Consider the following 18,131-nt stretch of genomic DNA (forward strand, 5'->3'; position numbering starts at 1 on the left):
CTGCGGAGATCGGCCGGATCCGTGCATTCCGCCAACTCCGTCGCGACCCGGACGGCGATCGCGAGGAACCCCTCCTTCACCGCCTGGAGCCGGGCGATCGACGCTTCGGTCGCGCTGAGAGACTCGACCACCATGCTCAGCACCGCCGTCGGGTCGAGACCCGGATCGGCGGCCGCTGTGCTGGTGCTGGACATGACTCCAGTCAACTCCGGGGCACCGACATTAGGACGAATATTCGAGCTGAGCGCGGCCGCCGTCAGGTCACGAAGCGGTAACGACCTCGGTCTGCTCGAGAGGGTGCAGCGCGGCCCTTCGTCTCGCTGCGCTCGCTCAGGGACCGGGGGTGCTTGGCTGCGCTCGCTCAGGGACCGGGGGTGCAGGTGGCCCTTCGTCTCGCTGCGCTCGCTCAGGGACCGGGGGTGCGCCGCTCGCTCAGGGACCGGGGTGCGCCGCTCGCTCAGGGACCGGGGGTGCTTGGCTGCGCTCGCTCAGGGACCGGGGTTCCGGCGCTCGGTGTCAGAGCGCGAAAGTAGACTCGAAGCATGGCATCCGACTCCTTCGTCCACCTGCACGTGCACAGCGAGTACTCGATGCTGGACGGGGCTGCGCGTGTCGGGCCGCTGGTTCAGGAGGCCGTCGCGCAGGGCATGCCGGCCGTCGCCGTGACCGACCACGGCAACACGTTCGCGGCGTTCGAGTTCTACAAGGCGGCCCAGGCCGCCGGGGTCAAGCCGATCATCGGCATCGAGGCGTACGTCACTCCCGGCACGCATCGCAGCGACAAGTCGCGCGTGCAGTGGGGCTCGCCCGAGCAGCGCCGAGACGACGTCTCCGGATCCGGTGCCTATACGCACATGACGCTGCTCTCCGAGACCACCGAGGGCATGCACAACCTGTTCCGGCTCTCCTCGACCTCGAGCCTGGAGGGCTACTACTTCAAGCCGCGCATGGATCGCGAGATCCTGCAGAAGTACTCCAAGGGCCTCATCGCCACGACGGGCTGTCCCTCGGGCGAGATCCAGACCAGGCTGCGGCTGGGCCAGTACGACGCGGCGCGTGCGGCGGCGGCCGAGTTCCAGGACATCTTCGGCAAGGAGAACTACTTCGCCGAGATCATGGATCACGGGCTCGAGATCGAACGGCGCGTCACCGGCGACCTGCTGAAGATCGCGAAGGATCTGGGGATCCCGCTGGTCGGCACGAACGATCTGCACTACACGCACCAGCACGACTCGACCAGCCACGCGGCGCTGCTCTGCGTGCAGTCCGGCTCGACCCTCGACGATCCGAACCGATTCAAGTTCGACGGCGACGGCTACTACGTCAAGTCCGCGGCGGAGATGCGCCAGGTGTTCCGCGAGCACCCGGAGGCGTGCGACAACACGCTGCTCATCGCCGAGCGCTGCGACGTCTCGTTCAACACCGGTGCCAACTTCATGCCGCGCTTCCCCGTCCCTCAGGGCGAGACGGAGGAGAGCTGGTTCATCAAGGAAGTGGAGAAGGGCCTGCAGTTCCGCTACCCGGGCGGTATCTCGGACGCGGTGCGGAAGCAGGCGAACTATGAGGTCGAGGTCATCTCGTCGATGGGCTTCCCCGGCTACTTCCTCGTCGTCGCCGACTTCATCAACTGGGCCAAGGACAACGGCGTGCGCGTCGGTCCCGGTCGTGGTTCCGGCGCGGGATCCATGGCCGCGTACGCCATGCGGATCACCGATCTCGACCCCCTCGAGCACGGACTCATCTTCGAGCGGTTCCTGAATCCCGACCGCGTCTCCATGCCCGACTTCGACGTCGACTTCGACGACCGGCGCCGTGGCGAGGTGATCCAGTACGTCACCGAGAAGTACGGCGACGAGCGCGTCGCGCAGATCGTCACCTACGGCACGATCAAAGCCAAGCAGGCGCTGAAGGACGCGGGCCGCGTGCTCGGCTTCCCGTTCAGCATGGGGGAGAAGCTCACCAAGGCGATGCCGCCGCCCGTGATGGGCAAGGACATGCCGCTGGACGGCATGTTCAACCCGGAGCACCCGCGCTACAAGGAGGCCAGCGAGTTCCGCGTCGTGATCGAGTCCGATCCCGAGGCGAAGACCGTGTTCGACACGGCCCTGGGCCTGGAGAACCTGAAGCGCCAGTGGGGCGTGCACGCCGCCGGCGTCATCATGTCCTCGCATCCGCTGATCGACATCATCCCGATCATGAAGCGCGAGCAGGACGGCCAGATCGTCACGCAGTTCGACTACCCGTCGTGCGAGTCGCTCGGGCTCATCAAGATGGACTTCCTGGGGCTGCGCAACCTCACGATCATCTCGGACGCGCTCGCCAACATCCGGATGAACCGGGGTGAGGAGCTCGTACTCGAAGAGCTCGCCCTCGACGACCGCCCGTCCTACGACCTGCTCACCCGGGGCGACTCGCTCGGCGTGTTCCAGCTCGACGGCGGCCCGATGCGCGCCCTCATGCGCCTGATGAAGCCGGACAACTTCGGCGACATCTCGGCGCTCATCGCGCTGTACCGGCCCGGCCCTATGGGCGCCAACTCGCACACGAACTACGCCCTGCGCAAGAACGGCCTGCAGGAGATCACGCCGATCCACCCGGAGTTCGCCGAGTCGCTCAAGGACATCCTGGACGAGAGCTACGGCCTCATCATCTACCAGGAGCAGGTGATGGCGATCGCCCAGCGCGTGGCCGGGTTCTCGCTCGGTCAGGCAGACATCCTCCGACGCGCGATGGGCAAGAAGAAGAAGAGCGAGCTGGACAAGCAGTTCGAGGGCTTCCAGGGAGGCATGCACGCGAACGGCTATTCGGACGGCGCCGTCAACGCGCTCTGGGAGGTTCTGCTGCCCTTCTCCGACTACGCCTTCAACAAAGCGCACTCCGCCGCCTACGGGGTGATCTCGTACTGGACCGCGTACCTCAAGGCGCACTATCCGGCCGAGTACATGGCGGCGCTGCTCACCAGCGTCGGCGACTCGAAGGACAAGATGGCGCTCTACCTCAACGAGTGYCGCCGCATGGGCATCAAGGTGCTGCCGCCCGACGTGCGGGAGTCGATCAACTACTTCGCCGCCGTCGGAGAGGACATCCGCTTCGGCCTCGGCGCGGTGCGCAACGTCGGATCCAACGTCGTCGAGGGCATCGTGCAGGGCCGCCAGAAGGAGAACTTCACCTCCTTCCACGACTTCCTGAAGAAGGTTCCGCTGCACGTCGCGAACAAGCGCACGGTCGAGTCGCTCATCAAGGCGGGCGCCTTCGACTCGATGGGCGACACGCGGCGGGCGCTCGTGGAGATCCACGAGGACGCCGTCGAGGCTTCGGTGGGCCAGAAGCGCAACGAGGCCCAGGGCGCCATCGGCTTCGACTTCGACAGCCTGTACGACGAGATCGAAGAGGTCGCGCCTCCCAAGGTGCCCGCTCGTCCGGAATGGACCAAGAAGGACAAGCTCGCGTTCGAACGCGAGATGCTCGGCCTGTACGTGTCGGACCATCCGCTCGCGGGCCTCGAGGTCCCACTCGCGAAGCACGCCTCGATCGCGATCAACAGCCTGCTGGAGTCCGAGGATCTGCAGGACGGCGACCAGGTGACGGTCGCCGGTCTCGTCACGAGCGTGCAGCACCGCGTCGCCAAGGCCAGCGGCAACCCCTACGGCATGATCACCGTCGAGGACTTCGGCGGCGAGATCACGATCATGTTCATGGGCAAGACGTACCTCGAGTTCCAGAGCACGCTGCAGCAGGACTCGATCCTCGCGGTGCGTGGACGCATCTCCCGTCGTGACGACGGCATGAACCTGCATGCGCAGTCGGCGTTCACGCCCGACGTCGGCTCCTTCGACGCCGCAGGTCCGCTGTCGCTGCTGGTGCCGGAGCAGCGCGCCACGGAGCGCGTCATCGAGGATCTGGCGGACGTGCTGCGCCGCCACGCCGGCGAGACCGAAGTGATGCTGAAGATGCATCGCGGCGGCCGCGCCAAGGTGTTCGAGGTGCCCATGCCGGTGACCGTCACCGCGGACCTGTTCGGCGACCTGAAGTCGCTGCTCGGTCCGCAGTGCCTCGGTTGATCACGGGCGTCTCGCTCGTCCCCTCCCGGCTCGGACGGCCCGTGCCGTGTACGGACGTCGCTCAGGAGGTCTCCACCGCCGCCGGGTAATATCGGGTCCCGTTCGACGGCCGAAGCCCCCCGCGGCCGCACGACGAAAGGAAACACCGATGACCGGCGACGTCCCCTCCGCTGAGATGGCGCAGGAAGTACAGGATCCGACCTCGACCCCCGACACCTCGTTCGACATGGAGGCCGACGACGGGCCCCTGCCCGCTGCGGCGCCGCAGCAGGGCTGGTTCGGCTTCTCGCTCCGCGAGCTGATCATGATCGGCGCGTGGGTGATCGCTTTCGCGCTGTCCTTCGTGCCGGGCGGCGGGAGCGTCCTCGACAGCTCCGCGACGGTGTGGACGATGAACGGCGCCTGGGCGCTCGCCATCGGCGTGCCCACCGCCGCCGTGTTCCTCATCGTGCTGCGCCGGCTCTCTCCCGAGGGGATCCGTCGGGTCGGATCGCTCGGCATCGACCAGTTCGCCTCCGTGGCCTTCTCCGTCGCGCTCGTGAGCTGGGTCGTCCTGCTGTGGCAGCAGCTGGATCTGGTCGGCGCGACGCGGCGATCCCCGTTGGTCACCTGGCCGCTGTGGCTGGAGATCCTGCTGATGCTCGTCCTCGTCGTGGCGACGGTCTTCGCGGCGCTCATCCCCGGGCTCCGTGAGGACTTCGAGGAGCGGACGGAGACCCTCGCGCATCGCCGGGCGAATCCCGTGCGCCCCGTGTTCTCGCGCCCCCGCCCGGTACGAGCGAGGGGGAGCGTGTCCGACCCGCAGAACGAGGACGACGTGGACCCGGGTCTGCTGCACGACGACGAGGTCGGCGCGGCCGGGCACCTCTCGGCCACGGGCGTCACGGGCGCCGTGGTCCAGGGCGAGACGGGCTACGTCCCCGAGCAGCACCGCGAGTCGTTCCTGGCGTCGGGGGAGACCTCCGTCGCCCCCGCCGAGGAGCAGCCTCTGCCCGGGACGGATACGGCGATGCGCGCGGACGATGCCCTCACCGGCGTCATGCCGGCCGCGGACGCCCCGACCGAGGCGATCCTGGACACGGTTCCCCCGGCGCTCCAGGACGAAGAGCCGCAGGCTCCTGCCGAGGAGACGTCGGAAGAGGGCGAACCCGCCACGCGTGCCGACGCCCGACGCGCCACGGCCATCGCGGAGGCCGAGCCCGACGCCGAGGCGGAGGGCGTGCGCGCCCCCGACCAGCTGCCGGACGCGACCACGGGGCCGCAGGATCTGTCCGACACCATGACGGAGGTGCTCGGCGACCTGCTCGAGCCCTCCTCGGCGGACGTGGCGGCCACGCACGAGGACGATGTCGCCACGCACGCGGTCGACGTCGTGCCGAGGGACGGCGGTCGCGAACCGGACGTGGCGGGCTCCGTCGAGACCGGCGAGCAGCTCCAGCCGTTCTGGGCGCTCGCGCCGGACACGCGCGTGGTTCATGACGCGCGGGGCGACTCGATTTTCACGATCGGGCCGGAAGCGTGGATCCTTGTTCTCGAGGACCGTGGCGGCGCGTTCGTGGTGCGCCACGACGACGGTCGCGTGGGCTACCTGCACGACACAGAGAACATGACCCGAGGCTGAGGACGCATGCAGACGATCGACCTGAGGGGACGCACCCTCTCCACCGCCGAGATGCTGGCGGCCGTGCCGCGCGCCACCGCTGCGCGCGCGGAAGCCCTGGCGACCGCGACCGCGATCGTGGAGGACGTGCGCGTCCGCGGCGAGGAGGCCCTGCGTGAGCAGGCCGAGCGGTTCGACCACGTCAACGGGCACGCGATCCGGGTTCCGCAAGAGCACCTCGACGAGGCGCTCACCAGCGTCGATCCGCAGGTGCGTGCGGCGCTCGAGGCGGCGATCGAGAGAGTGCGCCAGGGCTCAGCGGCGCAGGTCCCCACGCCGCGGGTGACGGAGATCGGCCCCGGTGCCCGCATCGTGCAGCGCTGGCAGCCGGTCGGGCGGGTCGGCGTCTACATCCCCGGCGGCAAGGCGCCGCTCGCCTCGAGCGTTGTCATGAACGTCGTTCCGGCGCAGGTCGCCGGTGTCGGCAGCATCGCACTGGCCTCGCCGCCGCAGTCCGGCGAAGACGGCCGCATCCACCCGACGATCCTCGCCGCCGCGGGGCTGCTCGGGGTCGAGGAGGTCTACGCGATCGGCGGCGCGGGCGCGATCGGCGCTCTGGCGTATGGTGTCGAGGCGATCGGACTCGAGCCGGTCGACGTCATCTCCGGCCCTGGCAACAACTACGTCGCCTCCGCCAAGCGCGCCGTCGCCGGCGTCGTCGGGACGGACTCCGAGGCGGGAGCGACGGAGATCCTCATCGTCGCGGACGCGAAGGCGGATCCTCGTCTCATCGCCGTGGATCTGGTCAGTCAGGCCGAGCACGACGAGCAGGCCTCCGCCGTCCTCGTGACCGACTCGGCCGAGCTCGCGGGCCTGGTGGCCGTCGAGGTCGCGAAGGCCGCCGCCGCGACGCGGCACAGCGTCCGTGTGCAGACCGCCCTGGACGGACCGCAGTCGGCGATCGTGCTGGTGGACGACCGTGCCGCCGCCGTGGCGTTCAGCAACGCGTATGCGCCGGAGCACCTCGAGCTGCACCTCGCGGACGCGGAGGAGGCAGCCGCCGTCTTCACGAGCGCCGGTGCGGTGTTCGTCGGAGATCAGACGCCCGTGAGCCTCGGCGACTACATGGCCGGCAGCAATCACGTCCTGCCGACGGGCGGGCAGGCCCGCTACGCCTCGGGGCTCGGCTCGTACACGTTCCTCCGCCCGCAGCAGGTGATCTCCTACGACCGCGACGCATTGGCGCGCGCTCGCGACGGCGTCGTCGCGCTCGCCGACGCCGAGGTGCTGCCCGCGCACGGAGAGGCCGTCGAGGCACGGTTCACAGCCGCGCCCGAGTCCGCCACGGCGCCCGGGGCGTAGGCTTTCTCGAATGCACTGCCCGTTCTGCCGTCATCCGGACTCCCGCGTTATCGACTCCCGCACGAGCGACGACGGGCTGTCGATCCGCCGGCGCCGTCAGTGCCCCGAGTGCGGGGGACGGTTCACGACCACCGAGACCGCGAGCCTCAACGTCATCAAGCGCTCCGGCGTGATGGAGCCGTTCAGCCGCGAGAAGGTGATCTCCGGGGTCCGGAAGGCCTGCCAGGGGCGGCCCGTCACCGAGGCGGATCTCGCGATCCTGGCTCAGCGCGTCGAGGAGGCTGTGCGTCAGACCGGTGTCTCGCAGCTGGACACGAATGAGATCGGCCTGGCGATCCTCGGCCCGCTCCGTGATCTGGACGAGGTCGCCTACCTCCGTTTCGCGAGCGTCTACCAGGCGTTCGATTCGCTCGAGGACTTCGAGATGTCGATCGCCGAGCTGCGCGCCGATCACCATCGCGCCGCCGAGCAGACGGCGCTCTGAGCCGCCGGTCGGATCCACATCCTCCGACCGGTAGCCTGGCAGGGATGTATGCCCTGCTCTTCCGTCTCGTCCTCGCGCGCTTCGATCCCGAATTCGCCCACCACGCCGGCATGGTCGTGGTGCGAATCCTCGGCGAGCCTCCGTTCTCCTGGGCGGCGCGTGCGCTGACCCGTCCGGCATCCGGCGACGAGGTGCACGCGCTGGGGCTCACGTTCCCCACTCCCTTCGGCATCGCCGCGGGCTTCGACAAGAACGCGGTCGGCGTGCGCGGGTTGTCCGCGCTCGGCTTCGGGCATGTCGAGGTGGGCACGATCACGGCCGTCCCGCAGCCGGGCAATCCCCAGCCGCGCCTGTTCCGGCTCGTGCCGGATCGCGCGGTCGTGAACAGGATGGGCTTCAACAACGCGGGGGCCGAGGCCGCGGAGAAGCGACTCTGGAAGCTGCGTCGCCGCAGGCCCTCCGCCGTGATCGGCGTGAACATCGGCAAGAGCCGCGTGGTCGCGGTCGAGGACGCGACGGCCGACTACGTCGCGTCGGCCGTCCGCCTTGCCCCGCTCGCGGACTACCTCGCGATCAACGTCTCCTCCCCGAACACGCCGGGGCTGCGCGGACTGCAGGCGGTGGAGACGCTCGCCCCGCTGCTGCGCGCCGTGAAGGCCGCAGCCGGTGCCACCCCGCTTCTGGTGAAGATCGCCCCCGACCTTCCGGACGACGAGGTCACCGCGATCGCGGAGCTCGCGGTCGCCGAAGGGCTGGACGGCCTCATCGCGACGAACACCACGATCTCGCGGGAAGGACTGACCACCGACCCCGCGAAGGTCGCCGCGGCGGGGGAGGGCGGCCTCTCGGGCGCCCCGCTCAAGGAGCGCTCGCTCGCGGTCCTGCGCCTCGTACGTGCCGCGGTCCCCGCTGACTTCTGCGTCATCTCCGTCGGAGGCGTTGAGACCGGCGCGGAGGTGCGGGAGCGGCTCGAGGCCGGCGCCACGCTGGTGCAGGGCTACACCGCGTTCCTCTACCGGGGACCGTTCTGGGCTCGTCAGATCCGCGCCGGGCTGCGCACGCGCTGACCCCGCACACGACGAAGAAGATCCCGGGCGCTCGCTGCGCACCGGGATCTTCTCGTCTGTCAGGGGATCCGGATCAGTCCGGGTACTGCCCGCGCTTGACCTGGGGCTTCGGCAGGCGCATGAAGCGCATCTGCAGCGACCGCATGGCGGCGTACCAGGCGAGGCCGCGCTCGCGCTTGTCCTTGCCGTACTTGTCGGCGATACGGCGGTTCACGCGGATGCCGAGGAAGACCATGTCGATGATGGCGATCGCGATGAAGCCCCACAGGCCGATGAACGCCCAGTAGGCGACCAGCGTGTTCGGGATCAGCGAGACGACGATCACGACGACCATGAGGGCCATGATCCACTCGCTGACGTGCCAGCCGGCGTCGACGTAGTCGCGCACCCAGCGGCGCTGAGGACCGCGGTCGCGAACGGGGAGGTACTTCTCCTCGCCGTTGGCCATGCCGATGCGCTGCCGCTCCTGGCGGACGCGCAGGTCGGCGCGCGCCTGCGCCTTGGCCTCCTTGGTGTCCGCCACGAGCGGCCGGCGACGGGCGGCTTCCTGCTCCGCGCGCGTCGGAGTGCGGCGTCCCTTGCCGCTCGCGTCGGCCGAGGAGTCCTCTGGTGCGGGGGTGGGAGTGCTGGGCACGAAGGCTCCTGAAGTCGAGAGAGGGCGAAACGGGTGTTCTCTAAGATTACCTGCATGACTTCTCCCTCCTCCTCGGTCACCGCACCCGGTGACGTCGAAGCCGCCGTCACCGCCGCCGTGAGCACCGGGATCCCCGCCGCGCTCAGCGATCTCGGCACCCTCGTGCGCATCCCAGGGGTCGCATGGCCGGCCTTCGATCAGACCCAGCTCGTGCGCAGCGCCGCCGCCGTCGCCGAGCTCGCAGAGGGCACGGGCGTGTTCGACAGCGTCCGCGTGCTGCGCGCGGCGATCCCCGGCACCGACGAGGTCGGGCAGCCCGCGATCCTGGCGCGCCGGGCCGCGCGCAACGGCAAGCCCACGATCCTGCTCTACGCGCACCACGACGTGCAGCCTCCGGGGGAGGACGAGCTGTGGGAGACCCCGCCGTTCGAGCCGACCGTCCGCGACGGACGCCTGTACGGACGCGGGGCCGCCGACGACAAGGCAGGGATCATGGCGCACATCGCGTCCATCCGCGCGGTCGCGGAGGCGCTGGGCGACGACCTGGACCTCGGCATCGCGATGTTCATCGAAGGGGAGGAGGAGTACGGATCCCGCTCCTTCGGACAGTTCCTCACCGACAACGAGGACGCGCTGCGCGCGGATGCGATCGTCGTCGCCGACTCGGGCAACTGGGACTCCGACACGCCCGGGCTCACCGTCTCGCTGCGCGGAGCGGTGCGATTCACGCTCACCGTGCGCACGCTCGACCACGCGTCGCACTCCGGGATGTTCGGGGGAGCGGTGCCCGACGCCATGCTCGCGACCATTCGCCTGCTGAACACCCTGTGGGACGAGAACGGATCCGTCGCGGTCGAGGGACTGACCGTGCGAGACGCCGCCACGCCCGAGTACAGCGAGGAGACGCTGCGCGACGAAACAGGGTTGCTTCCCGGTGTTTCGCCCATCGGCGACGGCACGATCCTCAGCCGCATCTGGAACAAGCCCTCCGTCACGGTGATCGGTGTCGACGCCACGTCCGTCGCCGCCGCGTCCAACACGCTCTCGCCCGAGACCACCGTCGTGCTGAGCTGCCGCATCGCGCCAGGGCAGAGCGCGGACGACGCGTACGCCGCGCTGCAGTCGCATCTGCGTGCGCACGCGCCGTTCGGCGCTCAGCTCGACTTCTCCGATGTCGACCTCGGCAATCCGTTCCTGGTCGACACCAGCGGCTGGGCCGTCGGCCTGGTGCGCGGCGCGATGGCGGACGGCTACGGCACGGCGCCGGTCGACCTCGGCATCGGCGGATCCATCCCGTTCATCGCGGACCTGGTGGAGCGGTTCCCCGGCGCCGAGATCCTGGTGACCGGGGTGGAGGACCCGCACTCGCGGGCGCACAGCCCCAACGAGTCGCTGCACCTCGACACCTTCCGCCACGCCGTGGCGACCGAGGCGCTGCTGCTCACGCGGATGAACGAGATCACCCTCTGACCACCCCCAGGGCATCGAGACGCGGTCGTGACCGGCCGCGATCGATGCCCTGCCCGCGCGCGGCGGTAGACTCGAGTGACGGAAACCGTGCCTGGCCACGGCCGATCCAAGGAGCGATATGAGCGACATCACCCTCACCCCCGAGACCACCGCCGCGCACGGCGTGAAGCTCACCGACGCCGCAGCGGCGAAGGTGAAGAGCCTGCTGGAGCAGGAGGGCCGCGACGACCTGCGCCTGCGCGTCGCCGTGCAGCCCGGCGGCTGCTCCGGCCTGATCTACCAGCTCTACTTCGACGAGCGCTATCTCGAAGGCGACGAGACCGTCGATTTCGACGGCGTCGAAGTGATCATCGACAACATGAGCGTGCCGTACCTCGACGGTGCGGCGATCGACTTCAAGGACACTATCTCGGAGCAGGGATTCACGATCGACAACCCCAACGCGCAGGGCTCCTGCGCATGCGGCGACAGCTTCCACTGACCCGCGGAATTCCCCTCTCCCATCCCTGCGCCATCCACGCCGAACCTGCGTGGATGGCGTGAATCGGGTGTGAGCTTCCCCTAGACTGGGGGAGCCCACGTCCGTGATCTGAAAGGTGCATCGTGCCCTCGAAACGCCGCCTTCGTTGGGCCGCACTCCCCTTGGGAGTAGCGGCAGCCGTGGCCCTCGCGGGATGCTCTCCCACCGAGCTCCACGGATTCCTCCCAGGCTTCATCGAGGACGGCACGCCGGCCACCAACCAGACGGATCGCGTCGCCGCGCTCTGGGTCAACTCGTGGATCGTCCTGCTGATCGTCGGCCTCATCACGTGGGGCCTGATGGGCTGGGCTGCGATCGCCTACCGTCGCCGCAAGGGGCAGACCGGCCTGCCGGTGCAGCTGCGCTACAACATGCCGCTCGAGATCTTCTACACGATCGTGCCGCTGATCCTGATCTTCGGCATGTTCGCCTTCACGGCCCGTGATCAGACGATCATCGAGACGCAGTACGACAAGCCCGATGTGGCGATCACCGCGATCGGCAAGCAGTGGGCCTGGGACTTCCAGTACGACGGCAAGGAGAAGGACAACTCCGATGCCGTGTGGACCATGGGTGTCCAGGCGCAGCCGGACAAAGCGGGCAACATCGATCAGTCGGCCCTGCCCACGCTGTACCTGCCGGTCAACAAGACCGTGAAGATCACGCTGCAGTCCCGCGACGTGATCCACTCGTTCTGGATCATCGACTTCCTGTACAAGAAGGACATGTACATCGGCAAGGACAACTCGTGGTCCTTCACGCCGACCCGCGAGGGCACCTATCAGGGCAAGTGCGCCGAGCTCTGCGGCGAGTACCACTCGATGATGCTCTTCAACGTGAAGGTCGTCAGCGACGCTGACTACCAGTCGTACCTCGCCACGCTCAAGGACGAGGGCAACACGGGTGACATCACCGATGCCTATAACCGCCTGACCAACTACCCCGGCACCGGCAAGCCCACGACCGACTCGGAAGCGAAGTAAGCAGAATGACGAGCACTCTTCCCGACACGTCCGAGGTCGGCGCGCGTCCGACGACGATCCCGCCGCGCCAGGCGGCCCTGCTCAGCACGACCCGTGTCGAGCAGAAGGGCAACATCGTCGTCAAGTGGATCACGTCCACCGACCACAAGACGATCGGATACATGTATCTGATCGCCTCGGTGCTGTTCTTCCTCCTCGGCGGCGTGATGGCTCTCATCATCCGCGCCGAGCTCTTCTCGCCGGGCATGCAGATCATCCCGACGAAGGAGCAGTACAACCAGCTGTTCACGATGCACGGCACGATCATGCTGCTGATGTTCGCGACCCCGCTGTTCGCGGGCTTCGCGAACGCGATCCTCCCGCTGCAGATCGGCGCCCCCGACGTCGCGTTCCCGCGTCTGAACGCGTTCGCATTCTGGCTGTTCCTGTTCGGTTCCACGATCGCGGTCGCCGGCTTCCTCACCCCGCAGGGCGCCGCCTCCTTCGGCTGGTTCGCCTATCAGCCGCTCGCGAGCGCGTCGTTCACCCCTGGTGCCGGTGGCAACCTGTGGATGCTCGGCCTCGGCATGTCCGGTTTCGGAACGATCCTCGGCGCGGTCAACTTCATCACCACGATCATCACGATGCGTGCTCCTGGCATGACCATGTGGCGCATGCCGATCTTCTCGTGGAACACGCTGATCACCAGCCTGCTGATCCTGATGGCGTTCCCGGTGCTGGCCGCGGCCATGCTGGCCGCCGCCGCCGACCGCGTGCTCGGTGCGCACATCTACGACCCGGCCAACGGCGGCGTGCTGCTCTGGCAGCACCTGTTCTGGTTCTTCGGCCACCCCGAGGTCTACATCATCGCGCTGCCGTTCTTCGGCATCGTCTCCGAGATCTTCCCGGTSTTCAGCCGCAAGCCGRTCTTCGGSTACAAGRSCCTSGTCTACGCRACGATCGCGATYGCYGCCCTGTCCGTSRCCGTSTGGGCGCACCACATGTACGTCACGGGCGGTGTGCTGCTGCCGTTCTTCGCGCTGATGACCATGCTCATCGCGGTTCCGACCGGTGTGAAGATCTTCAACTGGATCGGCACGCTCTGGCGAGGATCCGTGACCTTCGAGACGCCCATGGTGTTCGCGCTGGGCTTCCTCGTCTCGTTCGTCTTCGGTGGTCTGACCGGCGTCATCCTGGCCTCCCCGCCGCTGGACTTCTTCCTCTCCGACTCGTACTTCGTCGTCGCGCACTTCCACTACGTGGTGTTCGGCACGGTCGTGTTCGCGATGTTCGCAGGCTTCTACTTCTGGTGGCCGAAATGGACGGGGCGGATGCTCAACGAGCGCCTCGGCTACGTCCACTTCTGGATGCTGTTCATCGGTTTCCACATGACGTTCCTCATCCAGCACTGGCTGGGCGTGGACGGCATGCCGCGTCGTTACGCCGACTACTCGGCCTACGACAACTGGACCTGGGAGAACCAGGTCTCCACGATCGGCGCCATCATCCTCGGCGCGTCGATGCTGCCGTTCTTCCTGAACGTGTGGCTGACCGCGCGCAAGGCACCCAAGGTCACCGTTAACGACCCGTGGGGCTATGGCGCTTCGCTCGAGTGGGCGACGTCGTGCCCGCCGCCGCGCCACAACTTCACGTCGATCCCGCGGATCCGCAGCGAGCGTCCGGCGTTCGACCTCAATCACCCGGAGGCCGCAGAGCACCCGGTTGCCGCGGCCGCCGATGGAAAGGCCCACTGACCCATGCGCGACAATATCGTTCTCTGGTGGATCCTCACCGGCTTCTTCGCCCTCGTGGGCGTGACCTACACGGTCTGGAACCTGGTCGCGCACGCCGGTGAGCCGCCCGTGAGGGCGATCGAGTGGGTCGGCACCGTTGCACTGTTCTTCGCAGCGTTCATGGGCGCGATGATCGCGTTCTACCTCGATCGCACGCACAAGGCCCAGGGCGGCACGCTGCCCGAGGACATCCTGACGAGTGACATCGATGACGGCGACCCTGAGCTCGGCGAGTTCAGCCCGTGGTCCTGGTGGCCGATCGTGCTCGCCGGAGCGGCCGCGGTCGGGATGATCGCGCTGGCCGTGGGAGTGTTCCTCTTCCCGGTCGCGCTGGCCATCTTCGTGGTCGCGATCGTCGGCTGGGTGTACGAGTACTACCGCGGTCATTTCGCCCGTTGAGTCCTTCTTCACGAGGCCCCTGGAGCTCTTGCTCCGGGGGCTTCGTCGTTTGTCTGAGGGCGCCTGGCGTACTCTGAGGACAGTCTCGGAAGCTGACCGCTCTGGTCGGTCCCCACGCGAGGAGGAGCACGATGGGCTTGGTATTCCCGGAGGGGGCGCTCTCGGTCACGACCGCGGACGGAGACACCGTCATCCTGCGCATCTGCGGTCTGTGCGGTGCGACCGTCGTCGAAGCCGAAGACACCGACCTCGCGTTCCACAAGCGCTGGCATCGGATCACCGGGTCCGGCAACTGGGCCGACCCCGCGACCGGTCGGCTCATCGGCCCGCAGGCCCCGTTCTCCCCGGGCGGCTCGTCCAGCTGAAAATCGCCTCTGTCCTCAGCCCGTACGTCAGGCGTTGGTGCGGATGCGCGGGACGCCGGTGAGGGGATCCACCGGACGACGATGCACGCCGTCGGCGTTCTCGACGGGATAGCCCTCGCGCACCCAGTACTCGAAGCCGCCGATCATGAGCTTCACGTCGTAGCCGAGTTTGGCGAACTCCAGGGCGCCCTTGTCGCCGGCGTTGCACCCGGGGCTCCAGCAGTAGACGACCACGGGCGTGCCCTGGGGGATCTCCTGCGGCGCCCTCGTCGCGATCTCGCTGTAGTGCATGTGGATCGCCTCGACGATACGACCCTGCGCCCACGCCTCGTCGCTGCGGACGTCGATGACGGCGATCTGCTGGCCGGCCTTGCGGGCGGCATGCACGTCGCTCGCATCGGTCTCGTGGGCGATCTTGGCGGCGAAGTGGTCCATGGCGGAGGTCATGTGGCCAGGCTACTCCGGCGCCGTGGGCGGGAACGACGAAGGCCCCGTCAGATGACGGGGCCTTCGGTCGAAGCGGGGGAGCGGACTATTCGCCGCTCTCCTTCACGGGCAGCGACTCCGGCGCGAGCGCGGAGCTCGGCGTGTTCGGGGTCTCGCTGACATGCGAGGTGTCGACGGGCGCGATCTCGTCCTCGCTCACACCGGCTCGAGCGTGCGATGCCACGATCTCTTCGTGCGCGGACTCGTTCGTGTCGTGCAGCGTGTGACGCTGGTGCGCGTCGGCCGCGGCGATCTCGGCCTGCGTGAGCGGGGAGAGACGGTCCTCGAAGAACCAGCGCGACATCGAGGAACGCAGGTTCTGAGTCCACGGGATGCGGCCCTTGGCGTTCGGGCGGACCACGAGCGGCTCGTACACCTCGGTGTCGATGAGCTTCCAGCGGTCATACACATCGACCGGCTTGTGGACCTCGATGTACTCGCCGCCGGGAAGGCGGACGATGCGACCGGACTCGTAGCCGTGCAGGACGATCTCGCGGTCCTTCTTCTGCAGGGCGACGCAGATGCGCTTCGTGATGAAGTAACTGAGGATCGGGCCGATGAAGAGCAGCGCCTGGAGCGTGTGGATCACGCCCTCCATCGTGAGCGAGAAGTGCGTCGCGATCAGGTCGGACGAAGCGGCCGCCCACAGCACGGCGTAGAAGATCACGCCGGCGACGCCGATCGCGGTGCGGGTCGCGGAGGTGCGCGGACGCTGGGCRATGTGGTGCTCGCGCTTGTCGCCGGTCAGCCACGCCTCGATGAAGGGGTAGATGGCGACGAGGACGATGAACAGGCCCAGCACGATCACCGGGATGATGATCCCGAACGACCACGTGTGGTCGAGGAACACGACATCGAGGTTCGACGGCGCCAGACGCAGCGCGCCGTCGGCGAAGCCGATGTACCAGTCCGGCTGCGTGCCCGCGGACACGGGTGAGGGGTCGTACGGTCCGTAGTTCCAGATCGGGTTGATCTGGAACAGCGAGGCGATCAGGACGATCACGCCGAACGTGATGAACAGGAAGCCGCCCATCTTCGACATGTAGATCGGCATCATCGGGTAGCCCACGACGTTCTCGTCCGTGCGGCCGGGGCCGGCGAACTGCGTGTGCTTGTTGATCACCATCAGCATGAGGTGCAGCACGACCAGGCCGATCACCAGGAGCGGCAGGATCAGGATGTGCAGCGTGTACAGGCGTCCCACGATCTGGTCGCCCGGGAACTCGCCGCCGAACAGCATGAACGAGGTCCAGGTGCCGATCAGCGGGAGGCCCTTGATCATGCCGTCGATGATCCGCAGACCGTTGCCCGAGAGCAGGTCGTCGGGGAGGGAGTAGCCGGTGAAGCCCTCAGCCATCGCGAGGACGAACAGCACGAAGCCGATCACCCAGTTCAGTTCGCGCGGCTTGCGGAAAGCACCGGTGAAGAACACGCGCAGCATGTGCACGCCGATGCCGGCGACGAACGTGAGCGCGGCCCAGTGGTGGATCTGACGGACGAGGAGCCCGCCGCGCAGGTCGAAGGAGATGCGCAGCGTCGAGTCGAGCGCCGCGGACATCTCCACACCGCGCATCGGCGCGTACGCGCCGGCGTAGTGGGTGGGCACCATCGACGCCTGGAAGAAGAACGTCAGGAACGTGCCGGAGAGCAGCACGACGACGAAGCTCCACAGCGCGATCTCGCCGAGCATGAACGACCAGTGATCGGGGAAGATCTTGCGGCCGAGCTCCTTGACGAAGCCGGAGAGGCTCGTCCGCTCATCGATGTAGTTGGAGAGACCCCCGACGAATCGGCCGCCCAGCGGCGCCTCCGAGGGCTTCTCCGAGGACTTCTGCTCGGTAACAGTTGCGGTGCTCAATGACGCTCCCAGAAGCTCGGACCGACGGGTTCGTGGAAATCGCTCTGCGCGACGAGGTAGCCCTCGTCGTCGACCGTGATCGGCAGCTGCGGCAGCGGGCGCGCGGCCGGGCCGAAGATGACCTTCGCGTGCTCGGTGACGTCGAACTGCGACTGGTGGCAGGGGCAGAGCAGGTGGTGGGTCTGCTGCTCGTACAGCGCGACGGGGCAGCCGACGTGCGTGCAGACCTTGGAGTAGGCGACGATGCCGTCGTAGGACCAGGTCTTGCGGTCCTCGGTCTCGATGAGCTGCTCGGGGAGCAGACGCATCAGCAGGACGATCGCCTTGGCCTTCTCCTCGAGGTAGCCGTCTTCATGGCCGACCTTGCTGAGAGGCTCGGGGATCACGTGCACGGCAGAGCCGAGCACGATGTCCGCGGCGCGGATCGGGGTGCCGTCGGGGTCGTGCGCCAGGCGCATGCCCTTCTCCCACATGGTGTGCTTGAGCAGCTGCACCGGGTCGCCCGCGATCGGGTTCTCGGCGGTGCTGTGCGGGGCAAGGCCGCGGAAGAGCGCGAGGCCGGGGACGACGGAGGCGACGACCGCGGCGATGAGCGAGTTGCGGATCATCACGCGGCGGCCGAAGCCGGACTCCTCGTTCGCGTCGGCGAACGCCTGGATCGCGGCCTCACGGGTCGAGTCCCGGCCACGGGTGGGGTGCCGGTACTCGATGTGCTCGTTGTCGGCCATGATGGCCTTCGACCAGTGGATCGCACCGATGCCGAGCGCGAGCAGGGCGAGGGCGATTCCGAGGCCGATGAACAGGTTGTTGTAGCGCACATCGAGGAGCGAGCCGCTCTCGATCGGGAACAGCATGTAGGCGGCGACCGCCCAGATGCTGCCCGCGAGGGAGAGGTAGAAGAGCGTGTAGACGGTGCGGACGGCGTGCTTCATCGCCGTCGGGTCCTGGTCCGTGACGCGCGCGCGGTGGGCGGGCAGTCCCGGGTTCTTCGCGGGGTCGCTGACGTCGACGCTCAGCCCGACCGGTGCCTGATAGGTCCGGTCAAGAGCGTGCGGGTCGTCGTGTGCCAT

The 18,131-nt window shown here is 68.1% G+C and carries 16 protein-coding genes; 11 read left to right on the forward strand and 5 right to left on the reverse strand.

All coding sequences use genetic code 11. The features are described 5' to 3' along the window. The coding region (locus tag AC1DG4_RS18515; RefSeq protein WP_477421407.1) for a hypothetical protein at window positions 1-194 on the reverse strand (194 nt) is incomplete at its 3' end. 348 nt (window positions 195-542) lie between these two features. On the opposite strand from AC1DG4_RS18515, the gene dnaE reads away from it, so the two are divergent. The 5 genes from dnaE to AC1DG4_RS18540 all read left to right on the forward strand — a co-directional run bounded on the left by dnaE (window position 543) and on the right by AC1DG4_RS18540 (window position 8,574). Further along, complete coding sequence (dnaE, locus tag AC1DG4_RS18520; RefSeq protein ID WP_477381895.1) at window positions 543-4,061, forward strand: DNA polymerase III subunit alpha; 3,519 nt, start codon at window positions 543-545, stop codon at window positions 4,059-4,061. A 148-nt stretch (window positions 4,062-4,209) separates the two neighbouring features. Beyond that, a complete protein-coding gene (locus tag AC1DG4_RS18525; RefSeq protein WP_477381894.1) occupies window positions 4,210-5,682 on the forward strand; it encodes a CvpA family protein in 1,473 nt (490 codons plus the stop codon). A gap of 6 nt (window positions 5,683-5,688) precedes the next feature. Further along, on the forward strand, window positions 5,689-7,023 hold the full coding sequence (hisD, locus tag AC1DG4_RS18530) for a histidinol dehydrogenase (RefSeq protein ID WP_477381893.1): 1,335 nt from the start codon (window positions 5,689-5,691) through the stop codon (window positions 7,021-7,023). Between the two features lie 10 nt (window positions 7,024-7,033). Then, window positions 7,034-7,507: a transcriptional regulator NrdR gene (nrdR, locus tag AC1DG4_RS18535; RefSeq protein ID WP_477381892.1), complete on the forward strand. Its 474-nt coding sequence runs from the start codon at window positions 7,034-7,036 to the stop codon at window positions 7,505-7,507. A 44-nt stretch (window positions 7,508-7,551) separates the two neighbouring features. Beyond that, window positions 7,552-8,574 (forward strand): quinone-dependent dihydroorotate dehydrogenase, encoded by a 1,023-nt coding sequence (locus AC1DG4_RS18540; protein ID WP_477381891.1) that lies wholly within the window; start codon window positions 7,552-7,554, stop codon window positions 8,572-8,574. 73 nt (window positions 8,575-8,647) lie between these two features. Here AC1DG4_RS18540 and AC1DG4_RS18545 read toward each other — a convergent pair whose 3' ends face one another. Further along, entirely contained in the window at window positions 8,648-9,208 is a 561-nt protein-coding gene (locus tag AC1DG4_RS18545; protein WP_477381890.1) for a DUF3043 domain-containing protein, read from the reverse strand. A 54-nt stretch (window positions 9,209-9,262) separates the two neighbouring features. Between AC1DG4_RS18545 and AC1DG4_RS18550 the strand changes: the two genes are divergently transcribed. The 6 genes from AC1DG4_RS18550 (at window position 9,263) to AC1DG4_RS18575 (ending at window position 14,717) form a co-directional block, all read left to right on the forward strand. Next, window positions 9,263-10,678 (forward strand): M20/M25/M40 family metallo-hydrolase, encoded by a 1,416-nt coding sequence (locus AC1DG4_RS18550; RefSeq protein ID WP_477381889.1) that lies wholly within the window; start codon window positions 9,263-9,265, stop codon window positions 10,676-10,678. Between the two features lie 118 nt (window positions 10,679-10,796). Further along, on the forward strand, window positions 10,797-11,159 hold the full coding sequence (erpA, locus tag AC1DG4_RS18555) for an iron-sulfur cluster insertion protein ErpA (RefSeq protein WP_045272493.1): 363 nt from the start codon (window positions 10,797-10,799) through the stop codon (window positions 11,157-11,159). Window positions 11,160-11,281: 122 nt separating this feature from the next. Then, window positions 11,282-12,181, forward strand: coding sequence for an aa3-type cytochrome oxidase subunit II (ctaC, locus tag AC1DG4_RS18560; RefSeq protein ID WP_477381888.1), 900 nt, complete (start codon window positions 11,282-11,284; stop codon window positions 12,179-12,181). Between the two features lie 5 nt (window positions 12,182-12,186). Beyond that, window positions 12,187-13,914 carry an aa3-type cytochrome oxidase subunit I gene (gene ctaD / locus AC1DG4_RS18565; RefSeq protein WP_477421408.1) on the forward strand — a complete coding sequence of 576 codons (1,728 nt, stop codon included), beginning with the start codon at window positions 12,187-12,189 and terminating at the stop codon, window positions 13,912-13,914. Window positions 13,915-13,917: 3 nt separating this feature from the next. After that, window positions 13,918-14,352: a cytochrome c oxidase subunit 4 gene (locus AC1DG4_RS18570; RefSeq protein WP_477381886.1), complete on the forward strand. Its 435-nt coding sequence runs from the start codon at window positions 13,918-13,920 to the stop codon at window positions 14,350-14,352. 131 nt (window positions 14,353-14,483) lie between these two features. Continuing rightward, window positions 14,484-14,717 carry a histidine ammonia-lyase gene (locus AC1DG4_RS18575; RefSeq protein ID WP_477381885.1) on the forward strand — a complete coding sequence of 78 codons (234 nt, stop codon included), beginning with the start codon at window positions 14,484-14,486 and terminating at the stop codon, window positions 14,715-14,717. 27 nt (window positions 14,718-14,744) lie between these two features. On the opposite strand, the gene AC1DG4_RS18580 is transcribed toward AC1DG4_RS18575, so the two are convergent. The 3 genes from AC1DG4_RS18580 to qcrA all read right to left on the reverse strand — a co-directional run bounded on the left by AC1DG4_RS18580 (window position 14,745) and on the right by qcrA (window position 18,131). Then, the gene (locus AC1DG4_RS18580; protein WP_477381884.1) at window positions 14,745-15,164 is read right to left on the reverse strand and encodes a rhodanese-like domain-containing protein; all 420 of its coding nucleotides are present in this window, start codon (window positions 15,162-15,164) and stop codon (window positions 14,745-14,747) included. Window positions 15,165-15,249: 85 nt separating this feature from the next. Further along, on the reverse strand, window positions 15,250-17,061 hold the full coding sequence (gene qcrB / locus AC1DG4_RS18585) for a cytochrome bc1 complex cytochrome b subunit (protein WP_477381883.1): 1,812 nt from the start codon (window positions 17,059-17,061) through the stop codon (window positions 15,250-15,252). Then, complete coding sequence (gene qcrA / locus AC1DG4_RS18590) at window positions 17,058-18,131, reverse strand: cytochrome bc1 complex Rieske iron-sulfur subunit (protein WP_477381882.1); 1,074 nt, start codon at window positions 18,129-18,131, stop codon at window positions 17,058-17,060. Before qcrA ends, qcrB begins: the two co-directional genes overlap by 4 nt.

This window comes from Microbacterium sp. 05N427, from assembly GCF_056397105.1.

What these genes read in the sequence shown, in the direction of transcription:
- qcrA (WP_477381882.1), bottom strand. Translation starts at nt 18,131, where the DNA reads ATGGCACACGACGACCCGCACGCTCTTGACCGGACCTATCAGGCACCG.
- AC1DG4_RS18570 (WP_477381886.1), top strand. Translation starts at nt 13,918, where the DNA reads ATGCGCGACAATATCGTTCTCTGGTGGATCCTCACCGGCTTCTTCGCC.
- hisD (WP_477381893.1), top strand. Translation starts at nt 5,689, where the DNA reads ATGCAGACGATCGACCTGAGGGGACGCACCCTCTCCACCGCCGAGATG.
- AC1DG4_RS18575 (WP_477381885.1), top strand. Translation starts at nt 14,484, where the DNA reads ATGGGCTTGGTATTCCCGGAGGGGGCGCTCTCGGTCACGACCGCGGAC.
- AC1DG4_RS18540 (WP_477381891.1), top strand. Translation starts at nt 7,552, where the DNA reads ATGTATGCCCTGCTCTTCCGTCTCGTCCTCGCGCGCTTCGATCCCGAA.
- AC1DG4_RS18525 (WP_477381894.1), top strand. Translation starts at nt 4,210, where the DNA reads ATGACCGGCGACGTCCCCTCCGCTGAGATGGCGCAGGAAGTACAGGAT.
- erpA (WP_045272493.1), top strand. Translation starts at nt 10,797, where the DNA reads ATGAGCGACATCACCCTCACCCCCGAGACCACCGCCGCGCACGGCGTG.
- nrdR (WP_477381892.1), top strand. Translation starts at nt 7,034, where the DNA reads ATGCACTGCCCGTTCTGCCGTCATCCGGACTCCCGCGTTATCGACTCC.
- AC1DG4_RS18580 (WP_477381884.1), bottom strand. Translation starts at nt 15,164, where the DNA reads ATGACCTCCGCCATGGACCACTTCGCCGCCAAGATCGCCCACGAGACC.
- AC1DG4_RS18550 (WP_477381889.1), top strand. Translation starts at nt 9,263, where the DNA reads ATGACTTCTCCCTCCTCCTCGGTCACCGCACCCGGTGACGTCGAAGCC.